Annotated in this window: 10 protein-coding genes; 5 read left to right on the top strand and 5 right to left on the bottom strand. The window is 71.6% G+C overall.

Annotation, left to right across the window (positions count from 1 at the left end; all coding sequences use genetic code 11):
- Window positions 1–77: 77 nt before the first annotated feature.
- Entirely contained in the window at window positions 78–1484 is a 1407-nt protein-coding gene (locus tag AC3EN4_RS06745) for a TolB family protein (RefSeq protein WP_435205048.1), read from the top strand.
- Window positions 1485–1548: 64 nt separating this feature from the next.
- Here AC3EN4_RS06745 and AC3EN4_RS06740 read toward each other — a convergent pair whose 3' ends face one another.
- A complete protein-coding gene (locus AC3EN4_RS06740; protein WP_435205047.1) occupies window positions 1549–2496 on the bottom strand; it encodes a helix-turn-helix domain-containing protein in 948 nt (315 codons plus the stop codon).
- Between the two features lie 103 nt (window positions 2497–2599).
- Between AC3EN4_RS06740 and AC3EN4_RS06735 the strand changes: the two genes are divergently transcribed.
- Window positions 2600–3682, top strand: a complete 1083-nt coding sequence (locus AC3EN4_RS06735; protein ID WP_435205046.1) for a saccharopine dehydrogenase family protein — start codon at window positions 2600–2602, stop codon at window positions 3680–3682.
- A gap of 141 nt (window positions 3683–3823) precedes the next feature.
- On the top strand, window positions 3824–6982 hold the full coding sequence (locus AC3EN4_RS06730; RefSeq protein WP_435205045.1) for an ATP-binding protein: 3159 nt from the start codon (window positions 3824–3826) through the stop codon (window positions 6980–6982).
- Between the two features lie 73 nt (window positions 6983–7055).
- Here the strand turns inward: AC3EN4_RS06730 and AC3EN4_RS06725 are convergent, their stop codons facing one another.
- Entirely contained in the window at window positions 7056–7952 is an 897-nt protein-coding gene (locus AC3EN4_RS06725; protein ID WP_435205044.1) for a hypothetical protein, read from the bottom strand.
- A gap of 188 nt (window positions 7953–8140) precedes the next feature.
- Here AC3EN4_RS06725 and AC3EN4_RS06720 point away from each other — a divergent pair, with 188 nt between their 5' ends.
- On the top strand, window positions 8141–8650 hold the full coding sequence (locus tag AC3EN4_RS06720) for a hypothetical protein (RefSeq protein ID WP_435205043.1): 510 nt from the start codon (window positions 8141–8143) through the stop codon (window positions 8648–8650).
- Between the two features lie 120 nt (window positions 8651–8770).
- Here AC3EN4_RS06720 and AC3EN4_RS06715 read toward each other — a convergent pair whose 3' ends face one another.
- The 3 genes from AC3EN4_RS06715 to AC3EN4_RS06705 all read right to left on the bottom strand — a co-directional run bounded on the left by AC3EN4_RS06715 (window position 8771) and on the right by AC3EN4_RS06705 (window position 13650).
- Entirely contained in the window at window positions 8771–11650 is a 2880-nt protein-coding gene (locus AC3EN4_RS06715) for an immunoglobulin-like domain-containing protein (RefSeq protein ID WP_435205042.1), read from the bottom strand.
- Window positions 11651–11917: 267 nt separating this feature from the next.
- The gene (locus AC3EN4_RS06710) at window positions 11918–13066 is read right to left on the bottom strand and encodes a hypothetical protein (protein ID WP_435205041.1); all 1149 of its coding nucleotides are present in this window, start codon (window positions 13064–13066) and stop codon (window positions 11918–11920) included.
- Complete coding sequence (locus tag AC3EN4_RS06705; RefSeq protein WP_435205040.1) at window positions 13063–13650, bottom strand: RNA polymerase sigma factor; 588 nt, start codon at window positions 13648–13650, stop codon at window positions 13063–13065. Before AC3EN4_RS06705 ends, AC3EN4_RS06710 begins: the two co-directional genes overlap by 4 nt.
- 157 nt (window positions 13651–13807) lie before the next feature.
- Here AC3EN4_RS06705 and AC3EN4_RS06700 point away from each other — a divergent pair, with 157 nt between their 5' ends.
- Window positions 13808–15949 carry a molybdopterin oxidoreductase family protein gene (locus tag AC3EN4_RS06700; protein ID WP_435205039.1) on the top strand — a complete coding sequence of 714 codons (2142 nt, stop codon included), beginning with the start codon at window positions 13808–13810 and terminating at the stop codon, window positions 15947–15949.
- The last annotated feature ends 15 nt before the right edge of the window (window positions 15950–15964 follow it).

Below are 15964 nucleotides of genomic sequence, written 5' to 3'. Positions count from 1 at the left end.
CCTGGTTGCGCTGGCTCGGCCGGGCGACGACGCTGGCCGATGGAGGTTTCGCCGAGATCGCGCCGGTTGGAGCCAATATGAGAAAGATGCAAATCTGCCTGGTGCTCGGCCTGACCGCGGCGATGTCGGTGGGCGTGAGCGCCGTGCCGGCCGCCGCCGACGGCGAAACCACAACCCTGGTCAGCGCCTCCACCGGCGGCGCCCAGACCAACACCTTCAGCGGAGACTCGGCGGTCAGCGCCGACGGGCGCTACGTCGTCTTCTGGTCGGAGGCTTCCAATCTGGTGCCCGGGGACACCAATGGCGTCGGGGACGTCTTCGTGCGCGAGCGGGTCACCGGCCTCATCACCAGGGTCAGCGTCTCCACCGGTGGCACCCAGGGCAACCGGATCAGCAACGAACCGGCGATCAGCGCCGACGGTCGCTACGTCGCTTTCTCATCGGCGGCGTCGAACCTGGTGACGGGCGACCTGAACGGGATGGTCGACATCTTCCTTCGCGACCGCGTCGCCGGCACCACGAGCCTGGTCAGCGTGTCCAGCACCGGTTCCGCTGCTCTCAGTCCCAGCAACGGCCCGGCGATCAGCGCCGACGGGCGCTACGTCGCCTTCATATCGTCCGCGTACCTGGTGCCCGGTGACACCAACGGCTTCTCCGACGTGTTCGTTCGTGATCGGGTCACCGGCCTGACCAGCCGGGTCAGTGTGTCCAGCACCGGCGCCGGGGCCAACGAAGGCAGCTTCAGCGCGTCGATCAGCGCTGACGGACGTCACGTCGTTTTCGCGTCGGGCGCGTCCAATCTCGTAGCCGACGACACCAACGGCACCCCCGACGTCTTCCTCCACGACCGTGCCACCGGCCTGACCAGCCGGGTCAGTGTGTCCAGCACCGGCGCCGAAGCCAACGACGGAAGCGGTAGCCTGGCGATCAGCGGCGACGGACGTTACATCGCCTTCACGTCGGGGGCGTCGAACCTCGTACCCGGGGACACCAATCAGGTCACCGACGTCTTCCTGCGCGACCGGCTCATCGCCACCACCACCCGCGTGAGCGTCAGCACCAGCGGCGGCCAGGCCGAGAGTCACAGCCCCAGCCTCAAAGCGGCGATCAGCGCCGACGGACGCTTCATCGCCTTCATGTCATACGCGTCGAACCTGGTTCCCCCCGACGTCAACCGCGAGTACGACGTCTTCCTCCGCGACCGGGTCGCCGGTACCACCAGACGCGTCAGCCTGGCCACCAACGGCACCGAGCCCAACGGCCGCAGCTATACGGGCAAGGGGATCAGCGCTGACGGCCGCTACGTCACCTTCGACTCGATCGCGTCCAACCTCGCACCCGGAGACACCGACGGTGCTTACGACGTCTTCCTGCGGGACCTGGGCGCACCGACCACACCGGTCGACCCACCGCAGCCACCCGTCATCCCCACCCTTCCAGCGCCTCCACAGCCGGCTCCGGCATCGGCACCGCCACCCACATAGGTGCCTCGCTCGCAAAGGGGGACCGCCGCGGGTGGTGGAGGGCCCGGTCAGGGCAATGCGACGGTCACGCCCTGAACGTGCGGCGGTAGGTGTCCGGCGGTACGCCGACCGAGCGTTGGAAATGGCGCCGCAGCGTCGTCGCGGTGCCCATGCCGGCGGCCGCCGCGATCGCGTCCACGCCGTCGTCGGTGGTCTCGAGCATCTCCTGGGCGCGCCGGATCCGCTGGATCAGCAGCCACTGCAGCGGGGTGGTGCCGGTGACCGCGTGGAACTGCCGGGTCAGGTGGCGGGCGCTCAGATTCGCCTGCCGCGCCAGGTCCTCCACGGTGAGCGGCTGGTCCAGCCGTGACATCGCCCACGGGATCAGATCGGCCAACGGATGGTCGTCCCGGACCGGCACCGGCGTGGTGACGAACTGGGCCTGGCCACCCGCCCGGTGCGGCGGCACCACCAGACGACGGGCGACGATGTTGGCGACCGCCGAGCCATGGTCTCGCCGGACCAGGTGCAGGCAGAGGTCCATCGCTGCGGCCTTGCCCGCCGAGGTCAGCACCTCGCCGTTGTCGACGTAGAGCACGTCCGGGTCCACCGTCACCCGGGGATGGCGAGCGGCCAGTTGCCCGGTGTGCGCCCAGTGCGTGGTCGCCCGCAGGCCGTCCAGCAGCCCGGCGGCGGCGAGCACGAACACCCCGGTGCACAGGGAGACGACCCGGGCGCCCGCCCGGTGGGCCACGCGTACCGCCGCGACGAGGTCGGCCGGCGGGTCGGCGTCGACGTCCGCGAGCGCGGGGACGATCACCGTGCCCGCGCGGGCCAGGTCGTTCAGGTCGCCGTCCGGCTCCAGCCGGAACCGGCCGACCCGTACCGGACTCGTGCCGCAGACGCTCACGTCGTACCAGGGGCCCGAGACGGCGTCGGGCGGTGCGCCGAAGACCTCGTAGGCCAGGGCCAGTTCGAAGTGGAGCATCCCGTCGGTGGCGGCGATGGCGACGGAGCGCGGGACGACAGCCATGTCGGGAATTGTATGGGTCGCGTCCTTCCGGACACTGGTGGCGATCATCCGACCGGACCAGGATCTCTGGCAGTGGATCACTTCGAGGCACGGGGAGCTGGACATGGCGACGGTCGGGAACATCGCGGTCTACGGCGCGTACGGGCACACCGGACGGTTCGTGGTGGCCGAGCTGCGCAGGCGCGGGCTGGTCCCGCTGCTGCTCGGCCGGGACCGGGACCGGCTGCTGGCGCTGACCCAGGACCATCCGCATGCCGAGGTACGACCGGCGTCGGTCGACGATCCGGCCTCGCTCGACCGGGCCCTCGACGGCGCGGACGCCGTGATCAACGCCGCCGGACCGTTCGCCTCGACCGCCGGCCCGGTGATCGAGGCAGCCCTGCGGGCCGGCATCCCCTACGTCGACGTGGCGGCGGAGATCGAGGCGAACCTCGACACCTTCGCGCACCACGCCGAGCGCGCCCGCGCCGCAGGCACTCTGGTGGTGCCCGCGATGGCCTTCTTCGGCGGCCTCGGCGACCTGCTGGCCACTGCCGCCATGGGCGACTGGACGGCCGCGGACGAGGTGCATGTCGCGTACGGCCTGACAAGCTGGCACCCCACCGGCGGCACGCTGGCCTCGGGTACGGTCTCGACCCAGCGCCGCGGTGGCCGCCGCCTCCGGTTCACCGGCGGACGGTTGCATCACCACGACGACGCGCTGCCCACCCTGGAGTGGCCCTTCCCCGCCCCGCTCGGCCCACGGCCCGTCCTCGGCGAGTTCACCATGGCCGACGTCGTCACCATCCCCAGCCACCTGGCCGTGCCCGAGGTCCGCACCTACATGACCACCCAGGCGGCCGCGGACCTGGGATCTCCCGACGCCAGCGCGCCGACCGCCGTCGACGAGCGGGGCCGCTCCGCGCAGACGTTCGTCGTCGACGTCCTCGTCCGGTCCGGTGACACGGAACGCCGACTTGCCGCCAGCGGCCAGGACATCTACGCCGTCAGCGCGCCGCTCGCGGTGGAGGCCGTCGACCGCATCCGCACCGGGCGTACCCGAATGACAGGTGTCGTCTCCGCGGGCGCGGCCTTCGACGCCGTGGACTTCCTCCACGCCCTCTCCGCGCACCTCACGGTGCACCGTCCGGCGGACATCCGTGGCCGGTCGCCCCTCTCAGCCGGAAACGCAGACGGTACGCGCTGAAGCTGATGTCAGCGCGCACCGTGGATCGGGTACGCGACCAACCAGGGCCTTGCCTCCCCGGACGTCCCCGGTGAACCTTAATCCACGGGCGAGCGGCGAGCCGGTCGTCCGGAAGCGCGCGGCACGGCCGGAGGGAGCGCGGTGCATCCGTTGCGGGCAGGTCACCAGCGGGGAGTCTGCTGCGTGGTGGCCGCCGCCGGCTACGGCAAGACCACCGCGTTACGCCGCTGGTTTCCTCGATCTGGCGCCCGCTGGTGCCGAGGGGACGACGCACCCGTATGCCAGCTCGTCGCCGACGCCGTCGCGGCCGGCGACCGGCTGGTCGTGGTCGACGACCTGCCGCCGACCTCGGCGGAGCAGCTACACCAGCTGCTCGAGGAGATCGCGCGGTGGGCCGATGACGTCACCGTCGTCCTTGCCTCGCGGTGGCCGCTGTCCGCACCGTCCACACGCCTGCTCGGCAGCGGGCTCTGGACCGAGCTGGGCCCGGCCGACCTGGTGCTCTCCCCGCAACGGATCGCCGACCTGATCGCCGAGGAGTACGGCCTCTCCACGCCGGACCTCGGCGACCGGCTGTACGCGGCGACCGGCGGCTGGCCGGCGCTCGTCCATCTGTCCGCCGAGACTCTGCGGCTGGGTGGTGTGCCGGCCGGACCGCTCGCGCCGATCCTCAGCGAACCCGGTGGGCCGCTCGCGCGGTACGTCGCCGACGAGGTGCTGTCCGCGCTGCCTGCGGACGCGAACCGGCTGCTGCGTCAGGTCGGTGCGCTGGCGCCGGTGAGTGTGGGGCTGTGCCGTGCGCTCGGCCACCGCGGTGCCCCGGGTGTCATCGACCGGCTACGCCGTACCGGCCTGCTGACCCGGACGAACTGGGCCGCGGCCGGGCCGGGAGCACCGGCACCCGAAGAACTCTTCGTGCCGATCGTCGTCGAGACCGCCCGGCACGGGCACCGCGCACCGACCGCCGGTCAGCTCCGCGACACGGCCGCCACCGCAGCGGCCTGGTACGACGAGCACGGGCCGCCGGTCGCCGCGGCCCGGGAGTACCTGCGGGCCGGGGACCACGCGGCGGCCGCGCGGGTGCTCGACGCGTACGGCGACCGGATGATCGCCGCAGGTCGGTCCGGCGCGGTGGTCGAGCTGGTGCGCGTGCTGCCGGAACGGCATCGGAGCCGCCGGCTGCGCCTGCTTCTCGGCGACGCGTTGCGCACCCTCGGCGACCTCGGTACGGCCACCCGCGAGTACGACGCCGTCGCCGAGCAGGCCTGGGACGCGGGCCTCGCGTGGCGGCTGGGCCGAATCCATTACCAGCGGGGGGACGCCCGGGCGGCCCTGGCGATCCTCGAACGGCCGCTCGCCGAATCCGACCAGCTCCCCGATCGGGCGCTGCTGCTCGCCTGGACAGCGCACGCGCACCTGCTGGCCGGTGACACCGACGCCGCCACCGCATGCGCACGGCAGGCGCTCGCCGCCGCGACCAGCGCCGGTCAGGACGATGTACTGGCCGCCACCCACCTCAGCGTCGCGCTGTGCCTCAGTGTGGCCGGTGACATCGCGGGCAGCGAGGAGCACTTCGCCCTGGCACTGCCGATCGCGGAACGCATCGGCGACGTCCTGCTGCTCACCCGCATTTACACCAACCGCACCCACCAGTATCTGCGTACCGGCCGGTTCGCCGAGGCGCTGACGATGGCCGAACGGTCGGCCCGGTACGCCGCGCTGGCCGGCGCGCCCAGCCTGCGCGCCATCGCGACCAGCAACGAGGCGGAAGCGCTGGCGATGCTCGGCCGGTACGACGAGGCGGTGCAGCGGTACGAGACGGCGCTGGGGTTCTACCAGCAGAAGGGCTCCCGACGGTTCATCCACGCGCTGCTCGGACTGGGTGAGCTGTACCGCCGGCGAGGCTGGCGCGAGCAGGCGCGCGCCGCGTACGAGGAGACGATCCGGGTCACCGAGGAGACCGGGAACGCGCACGTCCTGGTGCCCGCGCTCGCGGGGCTGGCGCTGGTACGACTGGACGACGACGTGCCGGCGGCGGCGCGCTACGCCGACCGGGCCGGTCGGGACGTCGGGGACGAGATCGTGGCACCGGCGCTGCTGGCCCAGGGCTGGGTCGCGCTCCGGATGGCCGCGCCCGATCGGGCCGCCACGCTCGCCGACGAGGCGGCCCGCATCGCACGAGGTCAGGGGGACCTGGCGGGGCTGGCCGACGCGCTCGAACTGCGGGCCGCGGCGGAGCAGGACCTCGGGCGGGCCCGCGAGGCGCTGCGTGAGGCGTACGCGATCTGGACCCGAGCCGGCGCGGCGGTCGAGGCGGCCCGGCTGCTGGTCGTACTCGGGCGGTTGCCCGGGGCCGACATCGACGACCGGCTGGCCGGCCTGCTCGCGGGCGAGCAGGTCGTTCTCGCCGGCGCCCTGGTGGATCGGACCGCGAGCGGCTCCGGCGCGGGGGCGCCCGGTGCCGGGCCGGTCTACCAGCGGGTGGTGATCCGGGCCCTCGGCCGGTTCGAGGTGCATCTCGACGGCCAGCCGGTGCCAGCCTCGCAGTGGCAGTCCCGCAAGGCGCGTGATCTGGTCCGTATCCTCGTCGCGCGGCGCGGCCGGCCGGTGCCGCGGGGCGAGCTGTGCGAGCTGCTCTGGCCGGACGACGACCCGGATCGCACCGGGCACCGCCTGTCGGTCCTGCTCTCGATCGTCCGGGGGGTGTTCGACCCGACGAAGACGTTCGCTCCAGATCACTTCCTCATCGCCGATCAGGCGTGCATCGCGCTCGACGTCGGTCGGTTGCGGGTGGACGTCGAGGAGTTCCTCGCGCACGTCGCGCACGCGCGCCGCCTGGTGGAGCGGGGAGCGCTGGACCAGGCGCGGACGGTGCTGCTGTCCGCCGACCGGCAGTACCGCGCCGACGCGTTCGAGGACGAGCCGTACGCCGACTGGTCCGGTCCGCTGCGCGAGGAGGCGCGGGCGGCGTACCTCGGCATGCTGCGCCTGTTGGCCCAGGTCAGCCGGGCCACGGCGGGCCCGGCTGCGGCGGTGCCGTACCTGCTGCGACTCCTGGAACGGGATCCGTACGACCAGCCGGCACACCGGGCGTTGGTGCGCGCGCTGGTCGCCGGCGGCCAGCACGGCGAGGCCCGCCGGGCTCTCGCCCGGTACCGCGAGGCGATGCGGGTCATCGGGGTGCACCCGCCGGACGAGCTCATCCTTGCCCCGGCTCGGCAGCCACCGGCCGCCGTTCGCCAGCGGTCGCCGGCCGCCGCCAACGGCCGGCGGGGTCCGGTACCCGATCGCGGGTGTTGACCGGCCGGGGCGCTGCTGGCGGCGGGACAGCGGCGCCCCGAGCGAGGTGGTCGGTCGGCGGGACGGCTACCGGTCAGTGGAAGGCGGCCATCTCCGCGGCGGACACGGCGAGCGAGCCCGCACCGTCCCCCGCGGCGTCGGCCCGGGCGGCGGCCGGCCCCGGCAACTGGCTCGCCCGGACGGCCTCGGCGCCCGCCTGGCGGAGGTTCGCGCTGGGAACGAGCGCGTTGAGGAAGAACGGTCCCGCGCCCGTCACGCTGGCGCCGACGCCGTACACGTGGGCGTCCGGACCGGCAGGCGCGGTGCCGACCGTCTTCGGCCAGGCGCCGTCGTACCCGGTGGCGGCCTCGACGCGGACGCCGGGCGGTCCGGTCGGTTGCGTGGGCTCCTTGCAGACCCCGACGGCGGTGAGGGCAGCCGGCTCGGCGGTGCCGCCCGTGTGCACCCGCACCGTCCGCAGCCCGGGACCGAACGCGACCTCGTCAACGTACGTCTGGTCCACCGCCCCTTCGACACGGAAGCCGGTGCCGACCAGCCGCGTGTCGCCGGGGCAGCTCACCTCCACCGTCGACGCCGATCCGACGGTGGCCGTCGTCCGCACCGGTGGGCTCATCGACCAGTCGCACGTGGCATAGGCCACCACCGACCACGCGCTCGCGTGCCCCGTCCGGGCTGTCGCGGTGACGGTCACCGAGGTCAGTTCCGCGTCGGGTTCCATCGCGGTCAGCACGACACCGCCGTTCCCGTCCACGATCCGAGCGCCCGCCGCGAAGACGGATAGCCTCCCCGGGCAACTCGCGGTGACGACCTTCGTCACGCTCGCGTCGTTCTCGCTGACCTCCTCGACGCGTACCGGTGCGAGCCCGCCCGCGTGGGCGGGCCGGTCCGGTGCGGCCGCCCCGGCCGCCGTACCCAGCACGACGGCGACCGCGCCCGCCCCCGTCCGTCGTGCGATGTCCATCGTGCGCATGTCGCTACCTCGCTCCCGTCGACCCGGTCGGGCCGTTCATCGCCCATGCTCCGGTCGGACCTCAGGGTGGCGTCATGGTGCGCCGGCTCCGAGCCGCCACCCGGAGCGGATCGTGACGTGACCCTGACGCCCCTGCCGAGACTCGATGTCAACGCCGCAGAGGCCGCGGCGCGACCAAGGAGGAAGACATGCGTTTCAGCAGGACGGCGACCCGGCTCCTGGTACTGCCCGTGGTGTGCGCACTCGGGCTGATCGCCGCGAGCCCGGCGCAGGCCGCGGTACAGCGGACCGACCGGTTCTCCATCACCGAACGGCACTTCGACTTCGGCGACGAAGATCTGGGCAACATCTCCGGAGATCCCAAGGCCGACGGCCGGCTGGAGTGGGATCTGGTCAACGGCGCCTGGGCGCCTCGGCTGCTCGGACGCATCTTCATCAACAACGCGTCCGGCGAGTGTGTCCGGGTCCAGATGGTCGTCACCTACCAGAACGGTGTGGTGGTGCCCTACACCGACAACGTGTCGGACTTCTGCGCCCCGAACGGGAGAACCTGGTACAACGACGTCGACTTCACCCCGGTCAGCTCGGCGTACATCGCGAACGTCGTCGTCAAGCTGCAGAGCGCGCCGGCGGGCGGATGGGCCTTCTCGACCGAGGGAGCGTCGGTGCCGTACCCCGCACCGTGGTTGCTGCCATAGGCGTACCCGGTCGCCGGGCTGACACGGCGGTCGGCGACCACGGCGGGCGGGCGAGATCAACGGATCTCGCCCGCCTGCCGCTGTGGCCCGTGCCCGCACGTCCCGGGGCGCCGGTTCCGGTTAGCGCACCCGCAACTTCTGGTAGTCGGCGGCGTGCGGCCGGTAGGTCGGGTTACCGGAGTAGGCGACGTGGACCTGGTAGGTCCCGGGACGCAGGTCGGCGGTCCGCAGTTCGACGACCGCCGCACCATCCACCAGCGGTACGACCTGCTTGGTACCGCCGAAGGTGACGGTGACCTCGCCGGTCGGGGTCGGAGCGTGGTGCTTCGGTCCGCCCGCCGGCTCGACGGTCACGGCCAACCTGAACGTCTCCCCGCGAACAACCGACGCCGGCGTGGCTTTCGCCTTGACCTTGACGGCGGCCGGTCCGGAGGGCACCTCGAACGACGCCGTACCCTCCGACGCCTTCAGGTAGCCGAAGCCGAGGTACTCGGCCTTGAGCGCCCGGGTGCCCGCCGGCAGACCTGCCGGAAGCGTGACGGTGGCCGCGCCGTCCTCGAGGTGGGCGAGCGTCGACCACGAGCCGATGCTGAACCGCACCTGACCGCCGGTCTCGAACCCGTCGGCCGCCGTGACCGTCGCGGTGGCCTCGGTCGTCTGGGCCTTACTCGCGTACGGCGTGACAGCCACCTCGGTGGTGGTCGTGACGTCGTTGTTCGGGATCCCGCGGATGGCGTTCCACTCGCGGACGGTCAGTGGGATGACGGTTCCGTGCCGCGGACGGACGACACCCGCGTTGGTCATCGTGATCGCCTTGGCGTTCCACGTCGGGGCCTCGATGTTCTCGTGGCACGCGGCCTGGTATCCGCCGCCGTTCGTGTACCGGTCGCCCCAGAGGTAGAACTGGCCGGGGCAGGAGGTGTCCCCGGGGTTCGCCTTGAAGATGACCGGTCCCTCGTACCCCTGGTTGGCGACCCACGTCGTGCGCCCCAGCGCCGGCGCGACCATCGTCCAGTTGTCGAGGTTGCTGTCCAGGAAGTCGGTGTGCTTCTCGGAGAAGATGTCCGAGCCCTGGTTGCCGGCCTCGTTCTTGGTCACCCGGTAGTAGTGGTCGCCGACCCGGATCGCGGTGGTGTCGATCCGCGACAGCGGCGCGGGGTCCTGCCAGACCTGGGGTGCGGAGAACGTCGTGAAGTCCCGCGTCGTGGCGTACCACATCTGCGCGTTGCCCTGGCCGGTGCGGTTCACCGGGTCGTTCCAGAGTGACTGGGCCCAGAACACGACGTAGGCGCCGATCTCCTCGACCCACAGCGACTCCGGGGCGAAGGCGTTGCCCGCGTTGTCGGGCGCGACCTTCACGTGCCGCTGCGGGGTCCAGTTCACCAGGTCGTGCGACTCGAACACCTCGATGTACTGGGTGTCGTTGATGGCGTATCCACCCTGGTCGTACCAGTTGAGGTCGGTGGCGATCATGTAGAACGTGTCGCCGTCGGGGGAACGGACGATGTGCGGGTCACGAAGGCCCTGGTCGCCCAGCTGCGAGATGAGTGACGGCCGGCCGCCGGTCAACCCGGTCCAGTCCAGAGCGGTGTTTCCGTTGGACGTGGCGAACATGATCTGCTCACCGTCGGCGATTCCCTCGCCCTTGAAGTACCCCATGAAGTACCGCTCGTACTCCTCGGAACGGGGCATGGCGGTGATGGTCACCGGGAACGACCTGGTCCGCGAGGCCGTACCCTTGGTGATGGTCGCTGTCAGGGTGCCGGTGACGTCCTCGTGGCCGAATGACGGGCGGGTCACCTCACCCGTCGGCGTGACGAGTCTGGTGGTCGACCTCCAGGTGATCGTCGAGCCGAACTCCCCCTTGGCGGCGAGGTTCAGGTTCCCGCGTACGTCGTCGGTGCCCGGCAGGGTCAGGTCGACGGTGTCGCGGTCGACCGCCTGCGCGTCGTCGAACTCGGCTTTGACCACGACGGGGATCTCCCGCGTGGTGACCTCCTGGGCACCCTTGCGGACGGTCGCCGTGAGCGTGGCTGTCGCGTCGGGTTGCCCCTGCGCGGGCCGCTTGATCGTGCCGGTCACCGCGACCTTGCGGGCGCTGGCGACAGCCGGCGGGGTGTGGACCTCGACGACCGAGGGGTCCGAACTCGTCCAGGTGATGGCCGAACCCGCCACGGAGCCCACCTTGGGCAGCACGATGTCGTGTACGACCGCGCTGGTCAGGCCGAGGTCGATGGCGGCGGCGTCGGCGCGGACGCCCTCGGAGACGGTCCTCTCCGCCCGGGTGAGCGTCTCGTCGGGACTCAGTGCCCGGTCGTAGACCCGGAAGTCCCGGATCGTCCCGCGGAACGAGTAGTGACTCGACGTCTGGGAGCGACCGAGGAAGTTGCAGTTGGTTCCGGCGGAGCTCACCGACGGTGGCGTGGTCAGGTTCGTCGACGTCGCGTGCGGTACTCCGTCGAGGTAGAGCCGGCCGGTCCAGCTCGTTCCGTCCGGGTTCAGCGACTGGGTGTACGTGACATGCGTCCACGCCCCTTCCCGCATGCGGACCCGGTTCTGTTGCAGGTTCGCCGGACCCACCGCGACGCGGAACCGTTGGGTGTTCGACGCGAAGATCGAGCCCTCGGCACCGGTGTCGGCGTCGCACGAGCCGGACTTGCGGCCGAAGCTCCACATCTGGTGCTCGCCGACGTTCGCCGGGTCGATCCACACGTCGTAGTCGACGGTGAGGTTGGACATGCCGGCGGTGATGTCGCTCGGCAGCGCCACGTACGCGCCGTCGAGGGCGCCCTGGTAGGAGTCGGGGTTGAACCTGACCCCGTCCCCGGTCAGGCTCGCCTTCCCGGGATTCACCAGGGTGGCGTTCGCCGCCGAGCCCGCGCTACCCGAGTTGACCAATGTCGTACCACTGGTCTCGTCGAGCGCGAAGTGGTGCACCAGCCCCTCATCGAGCCGCTGCTCGGCAGCGTACGAGGGTGTCGCACCGATCGGAACCGACATGAGTGCCCCCAGGGTCAGGGCCACGGCCCCTCTACTCTTCCGACTCGGTCCGGGACGTGACCTTGGCTGTCGCAGTCGCAATTGGTCCTCCTTGGCGGCGTGGTGGTGGCGCGCTCCGAAGTGGACGAAGGGTGTAAACCCTAACTACGGCCCGTGGTCGAGTCAACGCGATCCGTCCCAGACGAAACGACGGTACGGGCCGCCTCTGAGGCGGCCCGCACCGTCGTCGAGCGTCGGACGAAATGCTGGTAAGTGAGAGTTCCCGGTCTACAGGTCGGCCTTCGACACGCGGGAGGATTCGTACGTCGTGGAGGCCCCCGGGAGGCCCGGCACCGTGGAGACGTCCTTGACCAGCATGCCGGTCGTGGCGTCGATGGTCAGCACCTCGCTGCCCTCGCCGCCGAACACCTCGGGACCGGCGGTGATCGTCAGCGTGGCCCTGCCGTGCGTGGTCGAGTTCTTGACGTCGACCGCGGAGATGGTGGACAGCAGACGCAGCACGCCGGCCCGGACCTGTGTGTTCCCGTCGCCGGCGGACAGCGCTTCGGTGCTGAACGTCCACAGGGCGTTGTCGAAGTGCCGCTCGACGGCCTCGGGGCTGTACGGCTTCGGCTTGGCGTTGCCGCCCTTCTGCTTGATGATCACCTGGACGTCCGCCTGCTGCTTGTCCCACACCGCCTTCTGTGCTGCGGGGTCGAGGCCCACCAGCGGATCCTCGGCTGCCTTGAGCATCTGGGTACGGCCGTCGGCCGGGCTGCTGTCCGCCGCGGCGACGGCCGCCTTGAGGAGCGGAGCGTAGCCGCCGTCCTTCATCTGGTCCTGGTGACGGGCGATCGCACGCTTGATGTCCTTGACGCTGTTGCCCGTGTAGATTGCGTGCCCGTCGGTGTACAACGTGTAGACGACCTGCATGGTCCTGGTGCCGTGCACCTGCGTCGCCTTCACCAGCCACGCGTCGCCCTCCGTTGGGGTGACCGTCTTGATGGACCCGGCCAGGGTCATCAGCGGCGCGCGCTCGGCCGACTCGTCGACAGTGGTCGGGCCCGAGGTGGTGGCGGCCGACGAGTCCTTGCTGGCCTCGATGCCCCCGGTCGCCGACGAGTTGAGCACGACAGCGACGACCGCCGCCGCGGCGACAACCCCCACCCCGGCGCCGATGCCCCAGCGGCCCGCGATGCCGATCCGGCGGCGGCGCTGAAGGGCCGGGCTGGACTCGTGGTCCCGCGTGCTTGTCGTCGTTTCCATGGTTGACGTCGCCTCCATAGTCGTGTCCCCCGCCGATATCGCGCCCACCATCCGCACGGTCCCGGAATCGGCCATAGCCGCCCGCAGCACCGCCCGCGCCCGCTGATACGCCTCGGGGCTCAGTGGTTCCGCGTTGCCCAACGCACCGACCAGATCCAGCTCGTCGGTCATCGGTGTCTCTCCTTCGCGCTGTTGCGGTCCTTCAGAAGCGCGGACACCCCCGGGGCGTCTCGCAGTGCCGTCCTGGCCTGGCTCAGGAGCCGTCGCGCGGTGCCGGCCGGTATGCCGAGTGCCCGCGCGGCGTCGGCTGCGGTCAGGTCCTCCCAGGCGACGAGCCTGAGCACCTCCCGCTCTTCGGGCTTGAGCCGCGTCAGGGCCGACCGGAGCACCGCCCGCGCGTCCACGCCGAGGTCCACCGCCGACCACGGATCCCATCCGTCAGTCACGTCCGGCACGTCCGCGACCAGGTCCTCGGCCGGCCGGGACCGCCAGTAGCGCCGCAGGCGGTTCAATGCCACCCCGTACAGCCACGGCCGCGCGTCGTTGTACGACCGGTCGTACGATCGCCGCGACTCGAACGCCGCAACCCACACCTCGCCCAGGAGGTCTTCGGCCGCGTCCCGCCCCACCCGGCGGACGAGGTACGAACCGACGGCGGCCTCATGACGCTCGACCACCTCTACGAAGGCGTCGACATCGCCACCCAGCGACCGGCCTATCAAATCCGCATCCGAAGCCATGGCCCTCCTCGGCAAAGTCCGCGCTCCACCCTGACATTGCCGATCCGGCGGGAAAGTGTTCAGGCAGCGGATCTCGGCCGCCCGGCCGGCAGGTGCGTGACGCGGCCCGAGGGTCGCAGAGCGTTACGGCCCCGGTATGGATCGGAAACAGTGCCGGGCAAGCATCGGACGGGTGAGCGCATCGTCTGCGATCGATACGCACTGCCCCTACTGCGCCATGCAGTGCGGGGTATCCCTGACGATCAGCGACGGGCCGCCTCTGCTGGCGCCCACCGACTTCCCGGTCAACAAGGGCGGTCTGTGCGCCAAGGGATGGACGGCTGCCGACCTTCTCGGCCACGGTGACCGGCTGCTGAGCCCTCTCGTTCGCAAGGATCCCGGCGATCGCACCAGCCCGTTGCGACCGGCAGACTGGGACGAGGCCCTCGACCGTGTCGTCGACGCCATCCGTACCGGCCAACACCGGTACGGCCCCGACAGCGTCGGGGCCTTCGGGGGCGGCGGGCTGACCAACGAGAAGGCGTACGCGCTGGGCAAGTTCGTCCGGGTGGCGCTGGGGTCGGCGTCGATCGACTACAACGGCCGGTTCTGCATGTCGTCCGCGGCGACCGCTGCGAACCGCTCCCTCGGGATCGACCGTGGCCTGCCGTTCCCCCTGGCCGACATCGCGCAGGCGCAGGCCGTGCTGCTGGTCGGCGCCAATCCGGCCGACGCGCTGCCGCCGTCCATGCAGTACATCGACGCCGGACGGGCCGCCGGCGCACGGCACATCGTCGTCGACCCCCGTCGTACGACCACCGTGGCGGGAGCCCACCTTCACCTGCAGCCACTGCCGGGCACCGACCTCGCACTGGCGAACGGGCTGCTGCACATCGCGATTCGCGAGGGCCTGGTCGACGAGACGTACGTGCGCGACCGCACGAGCGGCTTCGACGCGGTCCGGGCCACCGTGGCGGCGTACTGGCCGGACCGGGTGGAGCGGATGACCGGCGTACCGGAACGGGACCTGCGGGAGACGGTACGGCTGCTGGCGGCCGCCACGTCGGCGATGGTACTCACCGCCCGCGGCGCCGAGCAGCACAGCAACGGCACCGACACGGCGCAGGCGTACCTCAATCTCGCCCTCGCCCTGGGACTGCCCGGACGGCCCTTCTCCGGCTACGGCACGATCACCGGGCAGGGCAACGGGCAGGGTGGGCGCGAGCACGGGCAGAAGGCCGACCAACTGCCCGGCTACCGGCGCCTGGACGACCCCGCGGCGCGCGCCCACGTCGCGGCCGTCTGGGGTGTCGACCCGGACGAGCTGCCCCGGCCGGGCCGGTCGGCCTGGGAGATGCTTGACCGGCTCGGGACCGACGACGGGGTACGCGTGCTGCTCGTGCTCGCCAGCAACATCGCCGTGTCGGCGCCGCACGTCAACCGGGTGCTGGACCGGTTGCGGGCGCTGGACCTGCTCGTCGTCTCCGACATCTTCCTCTCCGAGACCGCCGCCATGGCCGACGTGGTGCTGCCCACGACGCAGTGGGCGGAGGAGGACGGCACGATGACGAATCTGGAGGGGCGCGTCATCCGCCGTAAGCGGGTCATGGCACCGCCGCCGCAGGTCCGCACCGACCTGCGGATGCTCGCCGACCTCGCCGACCGGCTCGGCCGCGGCCGCTACTTCGACGACGATCCGCGCCGCGTCTTCGACGAGTTGCGCCGCGCCAGCGCCGGCGGGACAGCCGACTACGCCGGAATCACCTACGAACGCATCGACGCAGAGCAGGGGGTCTTCTGGCCGTGCCCGAGCGAGGACCATCCCGGTACGCCGCGGCTGTTCACCGACCGGTTCCCGACCGCCGACGGGCGGGCGAGGTTCTTCCGGGTGGAGCACCGCGATCCGGCGGAACTGCCCGACGCCGACTACCCGTATGTGTTGACCACCGGCCGCAACATGCAGCAGTACCAGAGCGGCAACCAGACCCGCCGGGTCGGCGCCCTGACGATGGCGCTGCCCGACGCCCGGGCGGAGCTGCACCCGGACCTCGCCCGCCGGCACGGCATCGCCGACAACGACGTGGTGGAACTGCGCAGCCGACGCGGGCGGGCCTTCTTCCGGGCGCGCCTCACCAACGGCATCCGCCGCGACACCATCTTCGCCCCGTTCCACTGGGGCGGCAGCTCCGCCGTGAACGCGCTGACCGACCCGGCGCTGGACCGCCATTCGCGGATGCCGGCCTTCAAGGCCTGCGCGGTGTCGATCGCGCGCGCAGGCGGCCCGGACGACACCGACCTGCTGACCACCCGACCGCCCAACCCGGCGTCTCAATGATCAAAGGGGGCACTG

This window comes from Micromonospora sp. bgisy143 (assembly GCF_057708145.1).
This window is presented reverse-complemented; position numbering and strand designations above follow the sequence as displayed.